Origin of the sequence: Methyloligella solikamskensis (genome assembly GCF_042676065.1) — a bacterium.
In the GTDB taxonomy this organism is placed as follows: Bacteria; Pseudomonadota; Alphaproteobacteria; order Rhizobiales; family Methyloligellaceae; genus Methyloligella; species Methyloligella solikamskensis.
The window spans coordinates 427,881-448,964 of record NZ_JBHTJO010000001.1 but is presented as its reverse complement, the minus strand read 5'-3'; the positions used below and the strand labels follow the sequence as shown (position 1 = coordinate 448,964).

The following is a 21,084-nucleotide window of genomic DNA, read 5'->3' as shown; positions in this document are numbered from 1 at the left end:
CAGACGCTAGCGAGAAATGCACTAGCATTTTGAGGCGGGCAAGTGCCAAAGGAATGTTGAACAGTGGCAACACCCTCAAGGAAGTCAATTCAGCGATGGAGAAGCTTTACTCGAGTGAGATCACGGGAATGGCCTCATTTCTAGCCAATGCGGAAAAGGGAGACGCAACCCAGCAAGCGTCACTTCTTGCAGAATATGGTTTCAAAGCTCTTGATGCGGTCGTCAATATTGTCAAACAGGACTACAATACTATACTGAAGCGGGGCCTCTCAGGTATAAATGGAGAGATGGCGAATGAACTTCGCGATAAGCTCATAGAGAAGAAAGAATTAGTGGTTGCTGACTTCCGTCACGGAATGCTTGGGGATCAGAAATTGAAGCCGAAGTCCGATATCTCTGTCGTCAACGCAATCATCAACAGCCCGGGTGCTATCCAGCAAGGCGGCGTAGGTCAATTTTCGCAGCATGTCAGCCAAACTGACCTCGATGCATTCCTCGACGCGCTCGATACCTTCGAGAAGGCCCCGACTGTTCAGGCGCTAAACGATGCCGAGCGCGCGTCCATTCTCGATGTCGTTGAGACCCTTAGGGATGAGACCAAAAAGGAACCCAAGGATCCCGCGAGACTGAAGCGCTGGCTAGACAGATTCACCGAGATCGCGACTGACTTTGGTGTCCAAGTGGCGGCCGGGAGCGTCGTCACTCTGGGAGCTAAAATGTTCGGCGTCTGAATTGCATCACGCGCATTTTGTCCCAAATCCTCCCCGATGACTTGCTGCTACACAAATCGTGCACTCCGCGAAAGGTTGCCTCTATCCGCAATGCGAGCGCCGAAGGTTTAAGAGGAAGTCGCCTATGCCGCGCAAAGTCATCGCTGCGTTCCTAATCGCGACGGCGACAACTATTCTTACAAGCAGCGCCGAGGCCGCCCAGCCCAGCTTCAATTGCGCCAAGGCAAACGCCGCCGACGAAAAGGCCATCTGCGCCGACGACAAGCTCGCTCAGATGGACCAGGCCGTGGCGATCGCCTACGGGCAGCTCACCCCGGCGATGAAGAAGGACGCCAAGACGATGATGCGCCAGAGCCTGGCCAACCGCGCCCAATGCGGTTCGGACAAGCTCTGCATCCTCAACAACCAGGCCGACCAGCTCGTCATGCTGCAGGATTTTGGCGCGGACGTGCCTATGCCGCCCTGGGTCGGCCGCTACGTGCTGACCTTGTTCGAGCAAAGCGGCGCAAAGCTGACGAAGGGAATGCCGGGCAAGGTGGGCCGGTGCACCAAGTCGAAGATTGCCTCGATCACCACCCGCTTTGGTGAGGAACTCGTCGAGCCCGAAGATGAGCTGGACAGCTCAGGCTCTGCGGTGACTTACGCCAATGGCGGCTACCAGGTGTCCTACGACTACATCCCGGAACTCGCCGCTTCCGAGATCGGAGACGAAGTGCTGATCTGCCTCGTTTCGCTGCCGGAGGATTGCCCGCCCGGCGACGACCGCGGAAAATACTACTCCACCACCAACGTTCGCACCGGCGGCGCCTGGTCGCTCCCCGATTCCCAGCATATGTGCGGCGGCGCTTGAGGGGCGGGCGAGTGCCCTCAAGCCCGGGGGTGCGCCGCCTCGTAGGTCCGCAGCAGATGCTCGCGGTCGACCTCGGTATAGACCTGGGTGGTCGAGAGGCTGGCATGGCCCAGCAGCTCCTGGATGGCGCGCAAATCCGCGCCCGCGCCCAGAAGGTGGGTCGCGAAGGAATGGCGCAGCGCATGGGGCGTCGCCGTCTCCGGCAGGCCGAGCACGCCGCGCAACCGCGCAACCATGAGCTGGATGATGCGGGGCGAGAGCTGCTTGCCCCGCTGCCCGACGAAGAGCGGATCGGCCGCCGACATTTGATACGGACAGAGCCTCAAATAGCGCTCGACCGCCTCCCGCGTGACGGAAAGCACTGGCACAACGCGCGCCTTGTTGCCCTTGCCCGTCACCCGCAGCATGTCCCGCCCGCCGACCGGCGCATCCTCCCGGGTCAGCCCGAGAGCCTCGGAGATACGTAGGCCTGAGCCATAGAGAAGCGTGAGCACGGCCGTATCCCGCGCGGTCACCCAGTCCGGCGCATCGGGCCCGGCGATCTCGGCGCTATCGACAAGTGCCGTCGCCTTCGGCGCCGTCAGCGGCTTCGGCACGGAATGGGGCAGCTTCGGCAGCTGAACGGCCCGCACAGCATCATTCTTGCCGTAGCCGCGCCGCTCCAGAAACTGGAAGAACATGCGTAAAGCCGACAGCGTGCGGGACAGGCTCCGGCTCCCCACATCCTCGGCACGGCGTGCCGCGAGAAAGCTGCGGAAGTTCCGGGGCTTCAGCGCCATGAGCGCAGGGATATCCGGCAGCCGGTTCAGATCGCCGGCCAGGAAGGTCAGAAACTGGTCCAGGTCGCGGGCGTAGGCCTCCCCGGTCTTGGGCGAGAGCTGCCGCTCGACCGCCAGGTAGGTGAGCCACCGGCCGGCCGCATCCTGCACGTCCGGAGCACCCGCCACATTGGCGCGCTTCGTTTTCTCTGCCATCGAAGGGGCCCTCTCTCTATCGCAAGAGACGAATTGCCCGTCATGATGCGCTAGGAGTCCTTAAGCCCGCTTAATCATAGAGATGAGTCGCGAAGCCCTGACCAGCGCCAAGACAGTCCCGGTTCTGCTGCCCCTCGCCCTGCCCGCGCCCTACGACTATCTGGTGCCGGAGGGAAAGGAGCTGCATCCGGGCGACTTCGTGGTAGTGCCCCTGGGGCCGGCCCTGCGCATGGGCGTCGTCTGGCACGAAAGCAGTGGCAAATCCGTCGATCCGGCCAAGCTCCGCGCCATCGAGAGCCATTTCGACGACGTCCCGCCACTGCCCGAAATCTCGCTCAAATTCTGCGACTGGGTCGCCAACTACACCCTGACCCCGCCGGGCATGGTGCTGCGTATGATGATGAGCGCCTCCAAGGCGTTCGAGCCGCCGGCCATCCGCTTCGGTGTGCGCGCCGGCGGGCCGGAGCCGGAGCGCATGACCTCGGCCCGCGCCCGCGTCCTGGAGGCAGCCTCCAGCGGCATGATCTTCAAGAAGTCGGAGCTGGCGGAGATGGCCGGCGTTTCCGGCGGCGTGATCGACGGTCTGGTGAACACGGGCACACTTCTTCAGGAGGTGCTGCCCGACCCCTGGGAGGCGTCCTTCGATCTCACCGGCGAAAATGTCGAGCTCTCGGACCTGCAATCGGGCGCCGCGAAGGAACTCTGCGCCAACACCGAGAACGGCTTCGTCGTCACCCTGCTCGACGGCGTCACAGGCTCGGGCAAGACGGAGGTCTATTTCGAGGCCATCGCGCAAGCCCTCAAAACCGGCGGCCAGGCCCTGGTGCTGATGCCGGAGATCGCGCTGACGGGTCAGTTCATCGACCGCTGCGAGCGGCGCTTCGGCGCCAAACCCGCCGAATGGCATTCCGGCATGACGTCCAACATGCGCGGCCGGGTCTGGCGCGCCGTCGCCAATGGCCAGGCGAAATTCGTGGTCGGCGCGCGCTCCGCCCTCTTCCTGCCCTTTCCGGATCTCCGCCTCATCGTCGTCGATGAGGAGCACGACCAGGGCTACAAGCAGGAGGACCGCGTCACCTATCAGGCCCGCGACATGGCCGTGCTGCGCGGCAATCTCGGCAAATGTCCCGTGGTGCTCTCCTCCGCCACACCCTCCATCGAGAGCATCGTGAACGTCGAGGCCGGGCGCTATCGCCACATAAAGCTGGAAAGCCGCTACGCCCAAGCCACCCTCCCCGAGATCGAAGCCATCGATATGCGGAAGAGCCCGCCGGAGCGCGGCCGCTGGTTGGCCCCGCCTCTGGTAAACGCCATCGAGGAGACCCTGGAGGACGGACAGCAGGCGCTCCTCTTCCTCAATCGCCGGGGCTACGCGCCGCTGACCCTGTGCCGGAATTGCGGCTACCGCTTCGAATGCCCCAACTGCTCCGCCTGGCTGGTAGAGCACCGCTTCCGCCGGCGCCTGGAATGCCACCATTGCGGCACCTTCCTACCCGTGCCGGACGAGTGCCCCCAATGCGGCGCGGAGGATTCGCTCACGCCTTGCGGCCCCGGTGTGGAGCGCATCGACGAGGAAATCGCCGAGCGCTTCCCCGAGGCACGCCGCATCATCCTGTCATCCGATCAGCTGACCGGCATCGAGGAGCTGCGCCGGACCTTGCGGGAGATCGAGGCGGGTGAGGCCGATATCATCATCGGCACCCAGCTCGTCGCCAAGGGCCATCACTTTCCGGGGCTGGCCCTTGTGGGCGTGGTCGACGGCGATCTCGGCCTCACCCAGGCCGATCCCCGCGCCGCGGAGCGCACCTTCCAACTCTTGAGCCAGGTCACGGGCCGCGCGGGGCGCGAGGCGATCAAGGGGAAAGGTCTGATCCAGACCTATATGCCGGAGCACCCGGTCATTCAGGCCCTGGTGGAAAGCGACCGGGATGCGTTCCTGGCCCGGGAGATCGAATCTCGCCGCGATGCGGAGATGCCGCCCTTCGGCCGCCTCGCCTCAATCCTCGTCTCATCGAGCCTGCGGGATCGCGCCGAAACCTTCGCCCGCGACGTCGCGCGCGCCGCCCCGCCCGCCAACAAGATCGAGGTGCTGGGCCCGGCCGAAGCGCCGCTGGCCGTCATCCGCGGCCGCTATCGCTACCGGCTCCTGGTCAAGGCCGCCCGGGAGGCCGATTTGCAGAACTACATCCGCCTCTGGCTCCAGAACGCCCCCAAGCCCCGGGCCGATCTGAGGCTCGTGGTGGATATCGACCCGTATAGTTTTTTGTGAGGCTGGCGGTTCTCTCCTTCGTCATGCCCGGACTTGATCCGGGCATCCATGCCGATGCGCCTACCCCCTCTCCCCTTGGGGAGAGGGTTGGGGTGAGGGGGTGGACAGATATCGAGTCTTTCCCCCCTCACCCGGATGCTACGCATCCGACCTCTCCCCGCCGGGGAGAGGTGAACCATCCGGCACAACCCTACCCCGGATAGACCTTCACGCTCGACGCCACGCTGTCCGCCACATGCTCCTTGGTGATCACGCCGAGGATGTTGTCGGCGCGCGCGATGCCGCGGCCGCGCATGACCAGCGCCATCATCGCCTCTTTCCGCCACATGCGCTGGATCACGTCGAAGACGATGTCGTCCTCCCGCACGATGGTGAAGTTGCGATGGGCGATGTCCCGCAAGGTGATGGTCGAGGTCGCCTTCTCCGGCGCCTGGCGGAACGACATGTCGATATAGAGCACGCCGACGATATGGTTCTCGTCCCGCACGGCCACATGGCGGATGCCGCCGTCATGAGGCGGCTGGGCGAGGAAATCGTCGAGCGTCATATCGGCCGGCGCCAGCACCACGTCGGTCTCCATGATCTCGTTCGCCCGGCGCACCAGGAACATATTGGCGTGCAACGCCTTGGGGATCACATGGCCGCGGGCGACCAGCTTCAGGGTGTAGATATTCTCCCGCGACAATAGCCGCCGCGTGCCGATGGCGAGCGCCACCGCCAGGATCATCGGCAGCACGATGTCGTAATCCCGGGTCATCTCGAAGATCATGGTCACGGCGGTCATGGCCGCGCCCGTGCCGCCGCCGACCATGGCGCCCATGCCCACCATGGCGAAGGAGGGCACGCTGACCCCGAGCTCCGGAAACAGTAACGACATGGCGACGCCGAACGCCCCGCCCACGGTCGCCCCCATGAACAAGGACGGTGAGAACACACCGCCCGACGCGCCCGCGCCCAGGCTGAGCGAGGTCGCGACCAGCTTGGCCGCCGCCAGGAGCAGCAGGAACCACACCCCCGACATGCTGCCTTCCAGAATTGCCTGGATGGTGGGGTAGCCGACGCCCGCCACGAAATAGTGCCCGTAGGCGACATGCAGGCCGTAGATCATCAGCCCGACCAGGGTCATGCCGATGATATTGCGGATATAGCGGCCCTCGATCTTCTCGAAGACCGTCTCGGTCCAGGCGAGCCCGCGCACGAAGATGGCCGCCGCGACACCGGTCACCACGCCGAGCAGGGCATAGAGGAGGAGGAGCACGCCGGTCGCGGCATCCACGTCCACCGGCGGCAGGATCGGCACCAGGAAGGCCGGGTCCTGGCCGAAGAAGTACCGGCCGATGAAGGTCGCCGTGCCCGTCGCCAGGGCCACGGGCAGGAAGGTCCGCACGCTCACCTCGGGCATCATCAGCTCGATGGCGAACATCACCCCACCGATGGGCGTGTTGAAGGTCGACGCGATGCCCGCGCCCGCGCCCGCCGCCACCAGGATGATGCGCTGGCCCGGCGGCACGGTGATCACCTGGCCCAGGGTCGAGCCCAGCGCCGCGCCGATCTGGATGATCGGCCCTTCCCGGCCGACCGACGCGCCCGACCCGATGGAGATGGCTGAGGCCAGGGACTTCACCACCGCCACCACGGGCCGAATGATGCCCGACTTGTAGTAAATCGCGTCCATCACCTCCGGCACGCCGTGGCCCTTGGCCTCTGGCGCGAAGGTGCTGACCAGCCAGGTCACGATAAGACCGCCGATCACCGGCACCAGAATGATGCCAGCCCCCCAGGGGCTCTCGGGGATGAAGCTGTTGTGCTCGAAGTCGAAGGAGAACTGGCCGAAGAAGAAGGCGTTATGGATGACGCCGATCAAGCCGCGGAACAGGATGGCGCCGAATCCGGTAACGATGCCCACGACCAGCGCCAGGAAGGAGAGCATCCAAAGGCTTATGCGGAGGGTTTCTTCCTCCTCGATCGCCTGGACTGTATCTTCCGTCTGCACCGGCTGAAGCACGGACTCCTCGTCCGTCCCATCCGTCTCGCCGCCTTTCGGGCCTTTCCCGCCGTCGTCCTTCTCGTCCTGTGTCATGCGACCAACTTGCACCCAGCCTTTGCTGCGACCGCAGGCTCTCACGCCGATTTAGAGCCGAAAATCGCGTTTCGGGGCCCGTTAGCACTCAACGCCTGCCAAGAGCAATGCGCCATTAAGCAATCTGCCCCGTATCGGGTACTTCAAAAGTTGCGCCCCCCTCGCCGCCATGTTAGAGGCAAGCCGGCATTTCCGGGGGCGCTCAGCGTGTCGCCTTGGCCCGTTGACGCGGAAGTGACAATCCCAGATTTTACGTGGCGACAATCGACCGGACTGAAAAGGAAAATCAGTCCCCTGGCTAAGAATGAGCGTGTAACGTGGCAGGCGAAGACCCGATAGTGACAGGCGTAGCGGGCCGTTACGCCCTTGCCCTTTTCGAGCTCGCGCTGGAAGAGAAGGCGCTAGAGAAGACTGAAGCCGATCTCAACCACTTCGGCGAGGCGCTCGACGCCAGCGAAGACCTGGTCCGCCTGGTCAAAAGCCCGGTTTTCGGCGCCGACGAGCAGACAAGGGCGATTTCGGCCGTTCTCGATAAAATCGAGATCGAAGGCCTGACCGCCAATTTCCTCAAGCTCATCACGAAAAATCGCCGGCTTTTCGCCGCCCCCGACATGATCGAAGCCTTCCGCAAGCTCACCGCGCGTCATCGCGGCGAGACGAGCGCGGAAGTCGTCACCGCAACGGAGCTCGAGGATGGGCAGGTCACCGCGCTGAAGCAGGCGCTGAAAGCCGCCCTCGACAAGGACGTGCAGCTCTCCACCCGTGTCGACCCCAGCCTGCTCGGCGGGCTCGTCGTCAAGGTCGGCAGCCGCATGATCGACTCCTCACTTCGCACCAAACTCAATAGTATGAAGCACGCCATGAAAGAGGTTGGCTGATGGACATCCAGGCCGCTGAGATCTCCGCGATCCTCAAAGATCAAATCAAGAATTTCGGCCAGGAGGCGGAAGTCTCCGAGATCGGGCAGGTGCTGTCGGTCGGCGACGGTATTGCCCGCGTCTATGGCCTCGACAACGTCCAGGCCGGCGAGATGGTCGACTTCGGCGACGGGATCATGGGCATGGCCCTGAACCTCGAAGTCGACAATGTCGGTGTCGTTATCTTCGGCAACGACCGCAACATTAAGGAAGGCGACACGGTCAAGCGGACCGGCGCCATCGTGGAAGTGCCGGTCGGCAAAGGCCTGCTGGGCCGCGTCGTGGACGCCCTTGGCAACCCGATCGACGGCAAGGGCCCGATCGAATCCGACGAGAAGCGCCGCGTGGACGTGAAGGCGCCGGGCATCATTCCCCGCCAGTCGGTGCACGAGCCCATGCAGACCGGCTTGAAGGCCGTGGATGCCCTCATCCCGATCGGCCGCGGCCAGCGCGAGCTGATCATTGGCGACCGTCAGACCGGCAAGACCGCCATTATTCTGGACTCCATTCTGAACCAGAAGGCGATCAACGAAGGCGACGACGAGTCCAAGAAGCTCTACTGCATCTACATCGCCGTCGGTCAGAAGCGTTCCACAGTCGCTCAGCTCGTGAAGGTCCTGGAGGACCGCGGCGCCATGGATTACTCCATCGTCGTCGCCGCAACGGCCTCCGACCCGGCCCCGATGCAGTTCCTGGCCCCGTTTGCTGGCTGCGCCATGGGCGAGTTCTTCCGCGACAACGCCATGCACGCCCTGGTCGCCTATGACGACCTGTCCAAGCAGGCCGTGGCCTATCGTCAGATGTCCTTGCTGCTTCGCCGTCCTCCGGGACGTGAGGCCTATCCGGGCGACGTCTTCTATCTCCATTCCCGCCTGCTAGAGCGCGCGGCGAAGATGAACGAGGACATGGGGTCCGGTTCGCTCACCGCCCTGCCGGTCATCGAGACCCAGGCGAACGACGTGTCGGCCTATATCCCGACCAACGTGATCTCCATCACCGACGGCCAGATCTTCCTGGAGACGGACCTCTTCTACCAGGGCATTCGCCCGGCGGTGAATGTCGGCCTCTCCGTGTCTCGCGTGGGCTCCGCGGCCCAGGTGAAGGCCATGAAGCAGGTCGCCGGCAAGATTAAGGGCGAGCTGGCCCAGTATCGCGAGATGGCGTCGTTCGCCCAGTTCGGCTCCGATCTGGATGCCACCACCCAGCGCCTTCTGAAGCGCGGTGAGCGTCTCACGGAGCTTCTGAAGCAGCCTCAGTTCTCGCCGCTTCAGGTCGAGGAGCAGGTCGTCGTCATCTATGCCGGCGTGAACGGCTATCTCGACGATCTCAAGGTCAACCAGGTCGGACGCTTCGAAGAGGAGCTTCTCCGCTTCGTTCGCGAGGATCATGCCGATCTTCTCGACGAAATTCGCGAGAAGAAGGCGCTCTCCGACGAGCTCACCGAGAAGCTGAAGGGTTCTGTCGACAAATTCGCGAAGGCCTTCTCGTAAGAGAAGGAGTGGCGGTTAGAAAATGGCATCCCTAAAGGATCTCAAAAACCGGATCTCGAGCGTCAAGGCGACGCAAAAGATCACCAAGGCCATGCAGATGGTGGCGGCGGCCAAGCTCCGCCGCGCCGAGGAGGCTGCCCAGAACGCACGGCCCTATGCCGAGCGCATGGAAGCTGTGCTGGCCAATCTCGCAAATGCGCTGAAAGGCCAGGAAGGCGGTCCGCCCCTCATGGTCGGCACCGGCAGTGACCAGAGTCATCTTCTTATCGTGTGCACCGCGGATCGCGGTCTGTGTGGCGGCTTCAACTCCTCCATCGTCAAGAAGGCGCGCGAGCATCTGAATAAGCTCCTTGCCGCCGGCAAGGATGTGAAAATCATCTGTGTCGGCAAGAAGGGCTTCGATCAGCTGCGCCGGGACCATGGCGACAAGATCATCGAGGTGATCGAGCTCCGCGAAGCCAAGAATGTTGGCTTCGTCCACGCCGAGAGCATTGCCCAGAAGGCCCTTTCCCGGTTCGAAGCAGGCGAGTTCGACGTCGTCACTCTGTTCTATTCGGAGTTCAAGTCGGTGATCAGCCAGATCCCGACCGCTCAGCAGATAATTCCGGCTCAGATCCCCGAAGATGCTCCCTCCATGGAGGAGCAGCTCAAGGGCGCGGTCTATGAATACGAGCCGGACGAGGAAGAGATCCTGGCCGATCTCCTGCCCCTCAACGTCACCACCCAGATCCTGAAGGCGCTGCTGGAAAACGCGGCCTCCGAGCAGGGCGCCCGCATGAGCGCGATGGACAACGCCACGCGCAATGCCGGCGATATGATCGACAAGCTGTCTCTGGAATACAACCGTACCCGTCAGGCGCAGATCACCACGGAGCTGATCGAAATCATCTCCGGCGCCGAGGCGCTGTAAACGACGAAGGAAGAAATCATGGCGAAGACTGACAAATCAGAAGCCGCGACCGGACATATCCGTCAGGTCACCGGCGCCGTTGTCGACGTGCAGTTCGACGAGCATCTTCCGGCCATCCTGAACGCGCTTGAGACCGAAAACCAAGGTCAGCGCCTGGTTCTTGAGGTCGCCCAGCATCTTGGCGAGAACACCGTCCGCACCATCGCCATGGATTCCACCGAAGGTCTGGTGCGCGGCCAGGACGTCCGCGATACGGGCAACCCGATCGAGGTGCCCGTCGGCGAGAAGACCCTGGGCCGGATCATGAACGTAATCGGCGAGGCGATCGACGAGGCCGGCCCAATCGGCGCCGAGCAGACTGCCCCGATCCATCAGCCCGCTCCCGCCTATGTCGACCAGTCGACGGAAGCCGAGATCCTGATCACCGGCATCAAGGTGATCGACCTGATCGCCCCGTACGCCCGTGGCGGTAAGATTGGCCTGTTCGGCGGCGCCGGCGTGGGCAAGACCGTGCTCATCCAGGAGCTCATCAACAACGTCGCGAAGGCCCACGGCGGTTACTCCGTGTTCGCCGGCGTCGGCGAGCGTACCCGCGAGGGCAACGACCTCTATCACGAGATGATCGAGTCCGGCGTGAACAAGGACCCGGCCAAGGAAGGCTCCGCGGAAGGCTCCAAATGCGCGCTTGTCTACGGCCAGATGAACGAGCCGCCCGGCGCCCGCGCCCGCGTGGCCCTGTCCGGCCTGACCGTTGCGGAGCATTTCCGGAACGAGGGCATGGATGTGCTCTTCTTCGTCGACAACATCTTCCGCTTTACCCAGGCGGGCTCTGAGGTGTCGGCGCTTCTCGGCCGTATTCCTTCGGCTGTGGGTTATCAGCCGACCCTGGCCACCGACATGGGCGCCCTGCAGGAGCGGATCACCACCACCCATAAGGGATCGATCACCTCGGTGCAGGCCATTTACGTCCCGGCCGACGACCTGACCGACCCGGCGCCTGCGACCTCGTTCGCCCATCTGGACTCCACAACCACCCTGAACCGCGCCATCTCGGAGAAGGGCATCTACCCGGCCGTGGATCCGCTGGACTCCACCTCTCGCATGCTGTCGCCGGCCATCGTCGGTGAGGAGCATTACGAGGTGGCACGTGAGGTTCAGGAGATCCTGCAGCGCTACAAGTCGCTCCAGGACATCATCGCCATTCTGGGCATGGACGAGCTTTCCGAAGAGGACAAGCTGACCGTGGCCCGGGCCCGCAAGATCGAGCGTTTCCTCTCCCAGCCGTTCCATGTGGCTGAGGTGTTCACCGGCGTGTCCGGTGTGTTCGTCGACCTCGCCGACACCATCAAGGGCTTCAAGGGGCTTTGCTCCGGCGAGTACGACGATCTGCCGGAGGCCGCCTTCTACATGGTCGGCACCATCGAGGAAGCCAAGGAAAAGGCCCAGAGGCTGGCTGCAGAGGCTGCGTAGCAATGGCTGAAGCGTTCAATTTCGAACTGGTATCGCCCGAGCGGCTCCTCGTCTCCGAAGACGTGGAGTCCGTTCTGGTGCCGGGCGCGGAGGGCGACATGACCGTCCTCGCCAACCACGCGCCCCTGATCACCACCCTGAAGCCGGGCCTTCTGGATGTCGTCTACGCCGGAGGCCGCGAGGCACGCTATTTCGTGAAGGGCGGCTTCGCCGAAGCCAACCCGACCGGCCTGACGGTCCTTGCCGAGACAGCCATCAACCGCGACGATCTGGATGCCGAGAAACTCAATCAGGCCATCCAGGACGCCGAGGAAGACGTGAACGATGCTGAAGATCCCATCAAGAAGGACAAGCTTCAGCTCCGCCTCGACTATCTCCGTCAGGTGAAGACCACCCTCGGTCTCTAGAGACAAAAACGTGCAGCGCTCCGGCGCTGCAACTGTCTCTCCCAAGCCACACGATATCTGGGCCACACGATCGTGTTGGCCGGACCCGCCCAACCTTTGCTATAACCTCGGCCAGACTATTGGGGAGGGACGAGCCTGGGGGCAGATGCTGACGCATCTCGGCCGCCCGGTTCGCTGCCGGAGGCGGAATGCGTCTGAAGTCGAGTAATATCCCAAGGCGGTCGCTGACTTTCGGGATCGAGCGCCTCGGTCTCCTTTCTCTCAGCCTACCTCGTCTCTTGCTGGTCGGGATCGTCGTCCTGATCACCATCGGCGCCTTCTTCGGCATGCAGCGCCTGCGGGTCGACGATTCGCTCTCCGAGCTGTTCCGCACCGACAGCCCCGAATTCACGACCTATGAAAGCCTCTCGGAGCGCTTTCCCTCCAGCGAATACGATGTGCTGATCGTGGTTACGGGGCAGGAGCTGCTCTCCCGCGATTCCATCATCGCCCTGCGTAATCTCGCCGTGGATCTCCACTTCGTGGACGGCATGGCAGGCCAGGTATCGCTGTTTTCCGCCCGCGAGGCGCCCGAGCCCGGCAAGGTCCCGGGACCGGTCTTCCCCGACGATCTGCCCGATGGCGAGGAATACGACCTACTGATTCAGCAGGTCCGCGACAACGAGATCATCAAGGGCAAGCTGCTCTCCGACGACGGCACCCTGGCCTTGATCCTGCTGGCTCTGGACCGCGACATCGTCGCCGAGAAGGGGCTGGAGTCGGTCATCAAGCAGATCAAGGACACCGCCAAGCAAGATCTCGACGGCAGCGGCCTGAACGTGAAGATGTCCGGCGCACCGGTCATGCAGCTTGAGATCCGCAACGCGGTTAAGCGCGACCGGAACCTCTACAACGCCCTGGGCTTCCTGTTCGGCGCGGTCATCGCGTTCGCCTTCTTCCGGCGCTTCTCGCTCATGGCCGTCGCCGCCCTGCCCCCCGTGATCGCGATCGTCTGGTCGCTCGGCATGTTCGGCTGGCTCGGCTTCAAGCTGAATCTGTTCCTGAACGTCATGATCCCCCTGATCATGGTGCTCGGTTTCTCCGATTCCATGCAGCTCACAGTGGCGGCCCGCGACCGCATGCTGCGGGGCAGATCGCCAATCGACGCGTCGCGCTACGCCCTGCTGGTGGTGGGCCCGGCCTGCGTGCTGTCCAGCACAACAGCTGCCGTCTCGTTCTTGGCGCTATTCTTCTCCGATTCCGCCCTGATCCGGACCTTCGGCATCGCCGGCGCGCTCTCCACCCTTCTAGCGTTCGTTGTCTGCATCACCATCGTGCCGCTGCTGGTGCGCCTGCTGATCCGCGAGCATCACCATCTCGGCATCTCGGAAGATCGCGATAATCCCTTCATGGAGGCTCTGAAGAACGGCTGCGCCTGGCTCGCCGACTTCGTGGTCAAACGGCCTCTGGCCATCCTCAGCCTCGGCGTGATCGCCGTTCTGGCGCTCGGCATCATCTACAGCACCCTGCCGCCACGCTATCGCCTGGCCGACCAGGTGCCCGACAAGGAACAAGCCGTCGAGGCCTCCGCCCAGCTGGATGCCAAGCTGACCGGCGCCAACCCGCTCCACGTGATGATCGACTGGCCCGACGGCAAGTCGCTCTACGATCCGGATGTGCTGCAGCTGATCGGTGAGGTTCACGACGCCGTCCAGGCCGAGCCCGATGTCGGCAATGTCTGGTCCATCGCAACTCTCCAGCGCTGGCTGGCGCGGACCGACGAAGACACGCCGGAGAAGCTGCAGGAATATGTGAGCATCCTGCCCGCCTATCTCACCAACCGCTTCATCAATGAGCAGGAGCATGCCGCCGTCGTCACGGGCCGCGTGCCAGATATCGATGTCAGCAATCTGCTGCCCGTGGTGGAGAAGCTCGAGACCCGGCTCAATCAGCTGCGGGAGGACAATCCCAAGTTTGAGATCAAGGTCACAGGCCTGTCGGCCATCGCCGCCCGCAATAGCGCCTCCATGATCGAGAACCTGAATATGGGCCTCACGGTGGAGATCGCCGTTATCGCCCTGTTCCTGGGCCTGATCTTCCGCTCCTGGCTCGTGGTGGTGGTGAGCGTGGTGCCAATACTGTTCCCGGTCTTCTCGGCCGGTGCCCTTTTGGCCCTCTCAGGCGAAGGCCTGCAATTCGCCTCCATCGTGGCGCTGATCGTGGCCTTCGGCCTCTCTCTGAACGCGACGGTGCATTATCTGAACCGATTGCGATTGGAAGACCGCGAAGATCAGGATCCGGCGATCGCCGTGCGCCGGGCGGCCGTGCTCATCGGGCCGGCCCTCGTGCTCACCTCGACCATCCTGGCCTTCGGGCTCGGCATCACCGTGCTGTCGTCCCTGCCCTCGCTCAGGCTGTTCGGCAAGCTGGCGGCCCTGACCCTCATCGCTGCCCTGATCGGCGATCTGGTGCTGCTACCAGCCTTCGTCCTGGTAATCCGCCGGATGATGAGCCGGTTCCGGGGCGAGCCGCCCGCAGCCCCCGAAAAGGCGAGCGCCACCTAGGAAGTGCTAAGCGCGCAGCTTCGCGATCAGCGGCGCGAACTCGTCGACGATCTGGTCGTAGACCGGGCGTTTGAACGGCACGATCAAGTCGGGGAGCGTCTCGAGCTCGACCCATTGCCAGGCATCGAATTCCGCATCGTGACCGGGCCGGCCGTCCAGAGCGATCTCGCTCTCATCGCCTTCGAAGCGCGCCACGAACCACTTCTGGGTCTGGCCGCAATAGCGCCCTTTCCAGGCGATCCCGACTAGCTCAGAGGGGAGATCGTAGCGATACCAGTCCCGGGATTCCCCAATCAACTCGACGGAGGTCACGCCGGTCTCTTCCCAGAGCTCCCGCCTTGCCGCCACATCGGGCTCTTCCCCTTTATCGATGCCGCCTTGGGGCATCTGCCACCAATCGCCTTCGCCTTCCGTATCGTCCTGGCGGTCCGTACGCCGGCCGACGAAGACGAGACCCTGTGCATTGACCAGCATCACACCGACGCAAGGCCGGTAGGGCAGCGAAGATTTGGTTTCGTTTGTCATGTCGCAGAAACGTTTGCAGAGGGAAATTGAATAAGGAATGACGTCGTGGGCTGGAGCGTTTAGCTGCGAGCGGAAACCGCCGCGCTTACGGGAACGAGCGCGATCCCCTTCTTGTTCAGCTTTCCGGCCCAGAAAAGGATTTGCCGCACGGTCTCAGGGGCCGCTTCGGCGACCGCAATCGCCGTCCCCTTGTCCCGCGCCGTCTCTTCCAGCTTTGCCAGGGTGGATTTGATGGCTTCCTCGGATTGCTGCCCGTCGATCTGCACGACCGCAGCGCCGAACGGGAGATCGAGGCTCTGGGCGATGCCGGGCGCGGTCGAATCCGGCGCGGACCCATCGCTCACATAGACGAGCCCGCGGTCCTTCAGCTCTGTGAGCAGCGGCCGCATGACCGATTCCGTGGCCTGGAACTTTGTCCCAAAATAATTTGTCACGCCCACATATCCTGTGAAGCGTGACATCAGCCAATTGAGGCGCCCCTGGTTTTCCGCCTCACCCGCATCGGTGAGAAGCGTATGGGGCCCTGGATCGTTGTTTGGATAATCGGGTGGCTCGAGCGGGATCTGCAGGAAGACCTCGTGTCCCTTCTCGCGGGCCCTGGCGACCCAGTCCTGCATGCCGCGGCCATAGGGTCCCAGCGCGACGCTGACCTGGGGCGGCATATGCAGCAGCACCTGGGTGATCACCTCGGCCTGGCCGAGCCCGTCCATCAGGATGGCCACCCGCGGCTGATCGGCGCTCGCACCCGGCGGGACCCGCGCTGCATAGGCTTTGGCCGGCGTTTCACCGTTCTGTCCGACCCTCGGAAGGGGTCCGTACTCGGATTGTTCTACTAAGCCTTCCGCCGGAGCTGGCGGCAAGGCCTTCTCTTTCGTATTGCCCCCACCGGCCACGGTCAGGCCGGCGGTCTCCTGCTCCGGAAGTTGCGGAAGCTCGACCTCGGAGCGCTGGTCGTTGCCGGGTGCCGGCTGTCCGCCCTCTGGAGCACCCTGCTGCCCTTCCGGCACCACGTCTATGATAACGGATTGCTCGCCTGGCTGCGGCGAAGGCAGTACCGCAAGAACGGCAATGCCCAAGCTCAACAGTAGCACCACGAGCGTCGCCGTGATGGCCAACGCCTTCATCGTGCTCGTACCTCCCCGCGCATTATTCCCCCAGTGAAGCGCGGACCCGAGACCTCATCGGCCCGGCCCGCGCCCAATCTTCCTCGCCGCCAAGACAACGGCACAGTCTACTGCATGCCTATTTGGCTTCCGCCTTCTTGGCCTCAGCCTTCTTGGCCTGCTTCGCCTCCGCCTGCTTCTTCAGCTCGGCTTCGACGGTCTTCTTCCCGCGCAGAATATCCAGCGCGTAAATCAGCTGTGTATCCTTGGTCTTGTCCTTCGGAACATAGGCCGAGCTGCCGGAGGCTTCCTCCTCTGCGTCCTCGTCGCCTTCGTTCCGCAGGTGACCGCGAAGATCGGCCTCGCCACGGGTGCCCGCAGCCTCGGCCTTCTTCTTCAGATCCTCAGGCAGCTCCTCTTCGACCACCAGATCAGGCTCGATGCCCTTGGCCTGGATGGAGCGTCCCGACGGCGTGTAGTACCGCGCCGTGGTCAGCCGCAGCGCACCGTCGCCCAGCGGAATGATGGTCTGCACCGACCCCTTGCCGAAGGAGCGGGTGCCGATGGTGGTGGCGCGCTTGTGATCCTGCAGAGCGCCGGCCACGATTTCCGACGCGGACGCCGAACCGCCATTGATCAGAACCATGATCGGCTTGCCGTCCAGGATATCGCCGTCCCGGGCGTTGGAGCGCTGGCTCTCTTCCTGATTACGCCCACGCGTCAGCACGATGGCGCCCTTGTTCAGGAAGGAATCGGAGACCGAGATCGCCTGGTCCAGCAGACCGCCCGGATTGTTGCGCAGGTCGATGACCCAGCCTTTGAGCTTGTCGGGACCGATCTCCTTCTTTAGCTCGTCGACCGCCTGCTGAAGATTCGGCGTCGTCTGCTCGTTGAAGGTGGTGATCCGGATATAGCCCACATCGTCCTCGGCGCTGTATTTCACCGGGTTGATGTGAATGATGTCGCGGGTGATCTTGACCTTGAACGGCGCATCCTCGCCTTCGCGCACCACGGTCAGCTCGATAGGCGAGTTCACCGGCCCGCGCATCTTCTCGACCGCTTCCTGCAGCGTCAGCCCCTGGATCTCCTTGCCGTCCAGATGGGTGATCAGGTCGTTGGCCAGGATGCCGGCACGCTCCGCCGGTGTGTCGTCGATCGGCGACACCACCTTGACCACACCGTTCTCCATGGTGACCTCGATGCCGAGCCCGCCGAACTCGCCGCGGGTCTGCACCTGCATGTCCCGGAAATGCTCAGGATTGAGGTAGGAGGAGTGGGGATCGAGGCCCGTCAGCATGCCGTTGATGGCGGATTCGATCAGCTCCTTGTCCTGGGGCTTCTCGACATAGTCGGCCCGCACCCGTTCCAGCACCTCGCCGAACAGGTCGAGTTGCTGATAAATCTCGGAATTAGCCGCCGAGGCGGATTCGCTCTTGGCGAGGCTGACCATCGCAGAGCCGGCAGCGATGACCGCCAGCAGCAACAGAGTCCACACTGCGTATTCGGATTTCCGCATCATCCTTGCACCTTATCGGACAGCTCGGCCCACCACGGGTCGGGGTCTATCGGTCGTCCGTCCTTCCTGAATTCAACATAGAGAGCCGGGCGAGAGGCAGCCCCGTCCTTATCGTCGTTCCCGGAAGCCACACCCATCTCAGCGATGGGTTCGCCGGCGAGAACGAATTGACCGACGGTCACATCTATACGGTTCATGCCCGCAAGCAAAATATGATACCCCCCGCCCGCATTTAGGATCAAGAGTTGCCCGTAGGAGCGGAAGGGTCCGGAGTAGACCACCCAGCCATCGGCGGGGGCCGTGACCCGCGCCCGGGGCCGGGTCGAGAGCGAAACGCCTTTCCGGGTCCCGCCTAGCTCGTCGTCGTCACCGAATTTGGCGATATAGCTGCCTTGCGCCGGCAGCGGCAATTCGCCCTTGGTCTCGTCGAACGGCATGGCCGGCTTCATGCGGTCGGGGCTGGCGAAGGCCACTTTCTTGCTCTCCGGCTTCACCTCGATCAGATTATCGTCCTCGCCGCCCAGCATTTGCTGCTCCTGGCGCTTCCGGAGCGCCTGCTCCGCGGCCATTTCGGCTTCGTACTGCGCGATTTCCGCCTTCGCGATACGCTCGTCCAGCTTTTCGACCAGCTCGCCGAGGGTGCCCACCTGCTGGGCCTGCTCCTCCGCCTGCTCCTTCACGGCCACAAGCTCGCTCTGGCTGGCCTGAAGCCGCTGCTTCTTGGCTTTGAGCAGCTGATCCAGCCGGTTGCGCTCGTCCGCCAGCTTTTCGGCGTCCTGCTTCTCCCGGTCGCGCTCCTCGCGGATACCCTCTTCCAGGGCGACCAGCCGGTCCAGCTCGTCTGAGAGGAGATCGGCCTGATATTTCAGCTCGGGAAACACCTTCGCCAGAAGCATGGCGCTGCGCACCGAGGCGAGCGCGTCTTCCCGCGGGGTCACCAGCGCCGGCGGCGGCGTCCGGCCGATGCGCTGCATGGCGCTCAGCATCTTGACGATCGTCCGCTGACGGTCGGTGATCGACGATTGGACGGCTTCGACCTGATCGCTCATCTCCTTCAGCTTGGCCTCTGTCTTCGACAGCTTCGCTTCGCTGGCCTGAACCCGGCGGCCTGCCTCGATCAACGCCTCGTTGAGCTTTGCCCGTTCCTTGGCGAGCTCGACGACGTCCTCTGCGAGACCTTCCTCACGCGACCGGCTCGCTTCCAGCTCTTCCTGTGTGGCTTCGAGCTTCTGCTTTGCCTCGTCCCGGGTCAGCTCCTCGTCGATCGACGGCGGGCTGCCGCTTTCCGGCTCGTCCTGAGCCGGCGCCGAGGCCGGGAGCAGGGAAAGCGCGAAAGCAAGCATCAGCGCCACACGAGAGGGAATACGTGACCCGAAGGACAATGGACCAGCCATGCGCGAAATGCGTTCCGATGGAGGCGGGCGAAAGGCAGCTTCCGGCGAGACGCTTCAATTGAGGCGGACCTCACCGGAGACCTGGGGCAGAATCAAGGCACTCTGGTTAACATTCTTTAACCCAGCGAGGCACTTAGAACCGCAGCTCGTCGTGAGATAGTCACGCCTAGCCCCGGTGATAGGGATGACCGGCCAGGATCGTCATGGCCCGATAGAGCTGCTCGGCCAGCACGATGCGCGCCAGCCCATGGGGCAGGACCATGGGACCCAAAGATAAGGTCTCATCCGCCCGTTCCAACAGCGGCTGGCCCAACCCGTCCGCCCCGCCGATCACGAAGCAGACACCGGGCACCGCCTCGTCCCGCAGATCCCGCAGCCTCTCGGCGAACGCTTCGCTGGAGAGCGTGCGGCCGCCGGGATCGAGAGCCACGATCTTGCTATCGGTTGGGATCTTGGAAAGCAGCGCGTCGGCTTCCGCAGCCTTGCGCGCATCCGCGTCAGGCAGCTTCGCCTCGGCCAGCTCGGCTTGGGTGAAGGGACCGAACCCCATCGCCCGCCCACTCGCCTGAGCGCGGTCGAGATAGGTGGCCAGAAGCTCCCGCTCAGGCCCCCGTTTCAACTTTCCCACCACCGCGATCTGGAGCCGCATCATAGGGCTATCGCCCCACGGTCAGACCGCGTGCGCGGAAAGCCTGCTATACCGCCAGCCGCTCGATAGGACGGTCGGCGGACCACATCTTCTCCAGATTGTAGAACTCGCGAACCTCTGGACGAAAGATATGGATCACGATCTCGCCGGTATCGATCAAGACCCAGTCGCATTGCGGCATGCCTTCGACCCTGGCCCGGCCGAAGCCTTCTTGCTTCAGCGCCTTGACCAGCTGGTCGGCGACAGCACCGACATGCCGTTGGGACCTGCCCGAGGCGACGATCATGTGATCGCCGATCGAGGTCTTACCCTTGAGATCGATTGTTACGACGTTTTCGGCTTTGGCGTCGTCGAGAGCATTCTGAACAATGCTCAACAGACGCGCCGGATCTGGCAACTGCCCCGAGCTCGCACTGAAGTGATTGAGCCCGGCGGGAGGAGCACCGTGTTCGGTACCCTCACTAGATGAGCGCATTTTGCGATAGACATCCTTCTGTCGTTGCACACTCGCCAAGCTTGCCTGAACGCTACTACTAGCCCCTCCAAGCAAACCCGCGAAGACACCCCAAAGATAGTATGTCCCAGGGGGGCCTTTCAATAGCGATAGTTGATTCGGATGACGATTTGATCGCCACCGCCCTCGACCCGTGTCCCGCGCGCCTCAAACCGGCGTCTCCGATTGCTTTGACAGCCGCTTCCGCCTGTTGCTTAAGTTGCAAAACAGCATGGGAGGAAATGGCAATGGTACGGGTACTTTTGGCACTTGCGTTGCTTCTCGGGACGGCCGCGCCGGCCGCCGCAGGCACGCTTCTGGGCTTCCCCGACAGGATCATCGACGGCGACAGCTTCACCTTGTGCGAAGGCCGCGCCTGCAAGGAAATCCACCTCTGCGGGATCAAGGCGCCATCCGAGGGCGAGGACGGCTTCCAGGAATCCTCCGACGCCCTGATGACCATTCTCGGCGGCAATCTCATCAAATGCACGCAAGTTGGGGGCGGCACACCGTGTGACGAGAAGGGCAAGCCCACCGACGGCGAAGCCATTTCGGCGCAATGCTTCGTCGGGACCCGCGACATTGCCGTGGATATGGTGAAGCACGGCTTCGCCTGCGATCTGGTGAGCATGTCAGGCGGACGCTATTCCGGCGAGGGCGAAGGCAAGCCCTGCGACACCAAGCAGAGCGCGCTTACGCCTGCCGAATAAGGCATGACGAAGTCTCATCCACAAACTTCAGAAGAGACTCGCGGTTGAGAAAA

General features: G+C 63.3%; 18 protein-coding genes. 10 read left to right on the top strand and 8 right to left on the bottom strand.

The genetic code is table 11. The features are described from left to right. Positions 1 to 95: 95 nt before the first annotated feature. Both ACFQ2F_RS02190 and ACFQ2F_RS02185 read left to right on the top strand, forming a co-directional pair. Entirely contained in the window at positions 96 to 731 is a 636-nt protein-coding gene (locus ACFQ2F_RS02190) for a hypothetical protein (protein ID WP_379085048.1), read from the top strand. Between the two features lie 124 nt (positions 732 to 855). After that, complete coding sequence (locus ACFQ2F_RS02185; protein ID WP_379085045.1) at positions 856 to 1,581, top strand: lysozyme inhibitor LprI family protein; 726 nt, start codon at positions 856 to 858, stop codon at positions 1,579 to 1,581. A 17-nt stretch (positions 1,582 to 1,598) separates the two neighbouring features. On the opposite strand, the gene ACFQ2F_RS02180 is transcribed toward ACFQ2F_RS02185, so the two are convergent. Continuing rightward, on the bottom strand, positions 1,599 to 2,555 hold the full coding sequence (locus ACFQ2F_RS02180) for a tyrosine recombinase XerC (RefSeq protein ID WP_379085043.1): 957 nt from the start codon (positions 2,553 to 2,555) through the stop codon (positions 1,599 to 1,601). Between the two features lie 82 nt (positions 2,556 to 2,637). Between ACFQ2F_RS02180 and ACFQ2F_RS02175 the strand changes: the two genes are divergently transcribed. Further along, complete coding sequence (locus ACFQ2F_RS02175; protein WP_379085040.1) at positions 2,638 to 4,824, top strand: primosomal protein N'; 2,187 nt, start codon at positions 2,638 to 2,640, stop codon at positions 4,822 to 4,824. Between the two features lie 190 nt (positions 4,825 to 5,014). On the opposite strand, the gene ACFQ2F_RS02170 is transcribed toward ACFQ2F_RS02175, so the two are convergent. Then, positions 5,015 to 6,904: a chloride channel protein gene (locus ACFQ2F_RS02170; RefSeq protein ID WP_379085037.1), complete on the bottom strand. Its 1,890-nt coding sequence runs from the start codon at positions 6,902 to 6,904 to the stop codon at positions 5,015 to 5,017. Between the two features lie 317 nt (positions 6,905 to 7,221). On the opposite strand from ACFQ2F_RS02170, the gene ACFQ2F_RS02165 reads away from it, so the two are divergent. The 6 genes from ACFQ2F_RS02165 (at position 7,222) to ACFQ2F_RS02140 (ending at position 14,641) form a co-directional block, all read left to right on the top strand. Further along, a complete protein-coding gene (locus ACFQ2F_RS02165; RefSeq protein WP_379085034.1) occupies positions 7,222 to 7,782 on the top strand; it encodes a F0F1 ATP synthase subunit delta in 561 nt (186 codons plus the stop codon). Then, a complete protein-coding gene (gene atpA, locus ACFQ2F_RS02160; protein ID WP_379085031.1) occupies positions 7,782 to 9,311 on the top strand; it encodes a F0F1 ATP synthase subunit alpha in 1,530 nt (509 codons plus the stop codon). Before ACFQ2F_RS02165 ends, atpA begins: the two co-directional genes overlap by 1 nt. Before the next feature lie 22 nt (positions 9,312 to 9,333). Further along, positions 9,334 to 10,221 carry a F0F1 ATP synthase subunit gamma gene (locus ACFQ2F_RS02155; RefSeq protein ID WP_379085028.1) on the top strand — a complete coding sequence of 296 codons (888 nt, stop codon included), beginning with the start codon at positions 9,334 to 9,336 and terminating at the stop codon, positions 10,219 to 10,221. Positions 10,222 to 10,239: 18 nt separating this feature from the next. After that, the gene (atpD, locus tag ACFQ2F_RS02150; protein ID WP_379085025.1) at positions 10,240 to 11,691 is read left to right on the top strand and encodes a F0F1 ATP synthase subunit beta; all 1,452 of its coding nucleotides are present in this window, start codon (positions 10,240 to 10,242) and stop codon (positions 11,689 to 11,691) included. Between the two features lie 2 nt (positions 11,692 to 11,693). Next, on the top strand, positions 11,694 to 12,098 hold the full coding sequence (locus ACFQ2F_RS02145) for a F0F1 ATP synthase subunit epsilon (RefSeq protein WP_379085023.1): 405 nt from the start codon (positions 11,694 to 11,696) through the stop codon (positions 12,096 to 12,098). 188 nt (positions 12,099 to 12,286) lie between these two features. After that, positions 12,287 to 14,641: an efflux RND transporter permease subunit gene (locus ACFQ2F_RS02140; protein ID WP_379085020.1), complete on the top strand. Its 2,355-nt coding sequence runs from the start codon at positions 12,287 to 12,289 to the stop codon at positions 14,639 to 14,641. Between the two features lie 6 nt (positions 14,642 to 14,647). Here ACFQ2F_RS02140 and ACFQ2F_RS02135 read toward each other — a convergent pair whose 3' ends face one another. The 6 genes from ACFQ2F_RS02135 to rsfS form a co-directional block, all read right to left on the bottom strand. After that, positions 14,648 to 15,166 carry an RNA pyrophosphohydrolase gene (locus tag ACFQ2F_RS02135; protein WP_379085017.1) on the bottom strand — a complete coding sequence of 173 codons (519 nt, stop codon included), beginning with the start codon at positions 15,164 to 15,166 and terminating at the stop codon, positions 14,648 to 14,650. A 59-nt stretch (positions 15,167 to 15,225) separates the two neighbouring features. After that, positions 15,226 to 16,290: a divergent polysaccharide deacetylase family protein gene (locus ACFQ2F_RS02130; RefSeq protein ID WP_379085014.1), complete on the bottom strand. Its 1,065-nt coding sequence runs from the start codon at positions 16,288 to 16,290 to the stop codon at positions 15,226 to 15,228. 118 nt (positions 16,291 to 16,408) lie between these two features. Beyond that, positions 16,409 to 17,788: a S41 family peptidase gene (locus tag ACFQ2F_RS02125; protein WP_379085011.1), complete on the bottom strand. Its 1,380-nt coding sequence runs from the start codon at positions 17,786 to 17,788 to the stop codon at positions 16,409 to 16,411. Then, positions 17,785 to 19,179 carry a murein hydrolase activator EnvC family protein gene (locus tag ACFQ2F_RS02120; RefSeq protein ID WP_379085008.1) on the bottom strand — a complete coding sequence of 465 codons (1,395 nt, stop codon included), beginning with the start codon at positions 19,177 to 19,179 and terminating at the stop codon, positions 17,785 to 17,787. Before ACFQ2F_RS02120 ends, ACFQ2F_RS02125 begins: the two co-directional genes overlap by 4 nt. 166 nt (positions 19,180 to 19,345) lie before the next feature. Continuing rightward, positions 19,346 to 19,831, bottom strand: a complete 486-nt coding sequence (gene rlmH, locus ACFQ2F_RS02115) for a 23S rRNA (pseudouridine(1915)-N(3))-methyltransferase RlmH (RefSeq protein WP_379085005.1) — start codon at positions 19,829 to 19,831, stop codon at positions 19,346 to 19,348. Between the two features lie 43 nt (positions 19,832 to 19,874). Further along, complete coding sequence (rsfS, locus tag ACFQ2F_RS02110) at positions 19,875 to 20,303, bottom strand: ribosome silencing factor (RefSeq protein ID WP_379090562.1); 429 nt, start codon at positions 20,301 to 20,303, stop codon at positions 19,875 to 19,877. A gap of 266 nt (positions 20,304 to 20,569) precedes the next feature. Here rsfS and ACFQ2F_RS02105 point away from each other — a divergent pair, with 266 nt between their 5' ends. Then, positions 20,570 to 21,031: a thermonuclease family protein gene (locus ACFQ2F_RS02105; protein ID WP_379085002.1), complete on the top strand. Its 462-nt coding sequence runs from the start codon at positions 20,570 to 20,572 to the stop codon at positions 21,029 to 21,031. Positions 21,032 to 21,084: the final 53 nt, after the last annotated feature.

Bases quoted from the DNA above. Each gene is read 5' to 3' on its own strand.
- ACFQ2F_RS02190 (WP_379085048.1), top strand. From the start codon at position 96: ATGGAGAAGCTTTACTCGAGTGAGATCACGGGAATGGCCTCATTTCTA.
- ACFQ2F_RS02185 (WP_379085045.1), top strand. From the start codon at position 856: ATGCCGCGCAAAGTCATCGCTGCGTTCCTAATCGCGACGGCGACAACT.
- ACFQ2F_RS02180 (WP_379085043.1), bottom strand. From the start codon at position 2,555: ATGGCAGAGAAAACGAAGCGCGCCAATGTGGCGGGTGCTCCGGACGTG.
- ACFQ2F_RS02175 (WP_379085040.1), top strand. From the start codon at position 2,638: ATGAGTCGCGAAGCCCTGACCAGCGCCAAGACAGTCCCGGTTCTGCTG.
- ACFQ2F_RS02170 (WP_379085037.1), bottom strand. From the start codon at position 6,904: ATGACACAGGACGAGAAGGACGACGGCGGGAAAGGCCCGAAAGGCGGC.
- atpA (WP_379085031.1), top strand. From the start codon at position 7,782: ATGGACATCCAGGCCGCTGAGATCTCCGCGATCCTCAAAGATCAAATC.
- ACFQ2F_RS02155 (WP_379085028.1), top strand. From the start codon at position 9,334: ATGGCATCCCTAAAGGATCTCAAAAACCGGATCTCGAGCGTCAAGGCG.
- atpD (WP_379085025.1), top strand. From the start codon at position 10,240: ATGGCGAAGACTGACAAATCAGAAGCCGCGACCGGACATATCCGTCAG.
- ACFQ2F_RS02145 (WP_379085023.1), top strand. From the start codon at position 11,694: ATGGCTGAAGCGTTCAATTTCGAACTGGTATCGCCCGAGCGGCTCCTC.
- ACFQ2F_RS02140 (WP_379085020.1), top strand. From the start codon at position 12,287: ATGCGTCTGAAGTCGAGTAATATCCCAAGGCGGTCGCTGACTTTCGGG.
- ACFQ2F_RS02135 (WP_379085017.1), bottom strand. From the start codon at position 15,166: ATGACAAACGAAACCAAATCTTCGCTGCCCTACCGGCCTTGCGTCGGT.
- ACFQ2F_RS02130 (WP_379085014.1), bottom strand. From the start codon at position 16,290: ATGAAGGCGTTGGCCATCACGGCGACGCTCGTGGTGCTACTGTTGAGC.
- ACFQ2F_RS02125 (WP_379085011.1), bottom strand. From the start codon at position 17,788: ATGATGCGGAAATCCGAATACGCAGTGTGGACTCTGTTGCTGCTGGCG.
- ACFQ2F_RS02120 (WP_379085008.1), bottom strand. From the start codon at position 19,179: ATGGCTGGTCCATTGTCCTTCGGGTCACGTATTCCCTCTCGTGTGGCG.
- rlmH (WP_379085005.1), bottom strand. From the start codon at position 19,831: ATGATGCGGCTCCAGATCGCGGTGGTGGGAAAGTTGAAACGGGGGCCT.
- rsfS (WP_379090562.1), bottom strand. From the start codon at position 20,303: ATGCGCTCATCTAGTGAGGGTACCGAACACGGTGCTCCTCCCGCCGGG.
- ACFQ2F_RS02105 (WP_379085002.1), top strand. From the start codon at position 20,570: ATGGTACGGGTACTTTTGGCACTTGCGTTGCTTCTCGGGACGGCCGCG.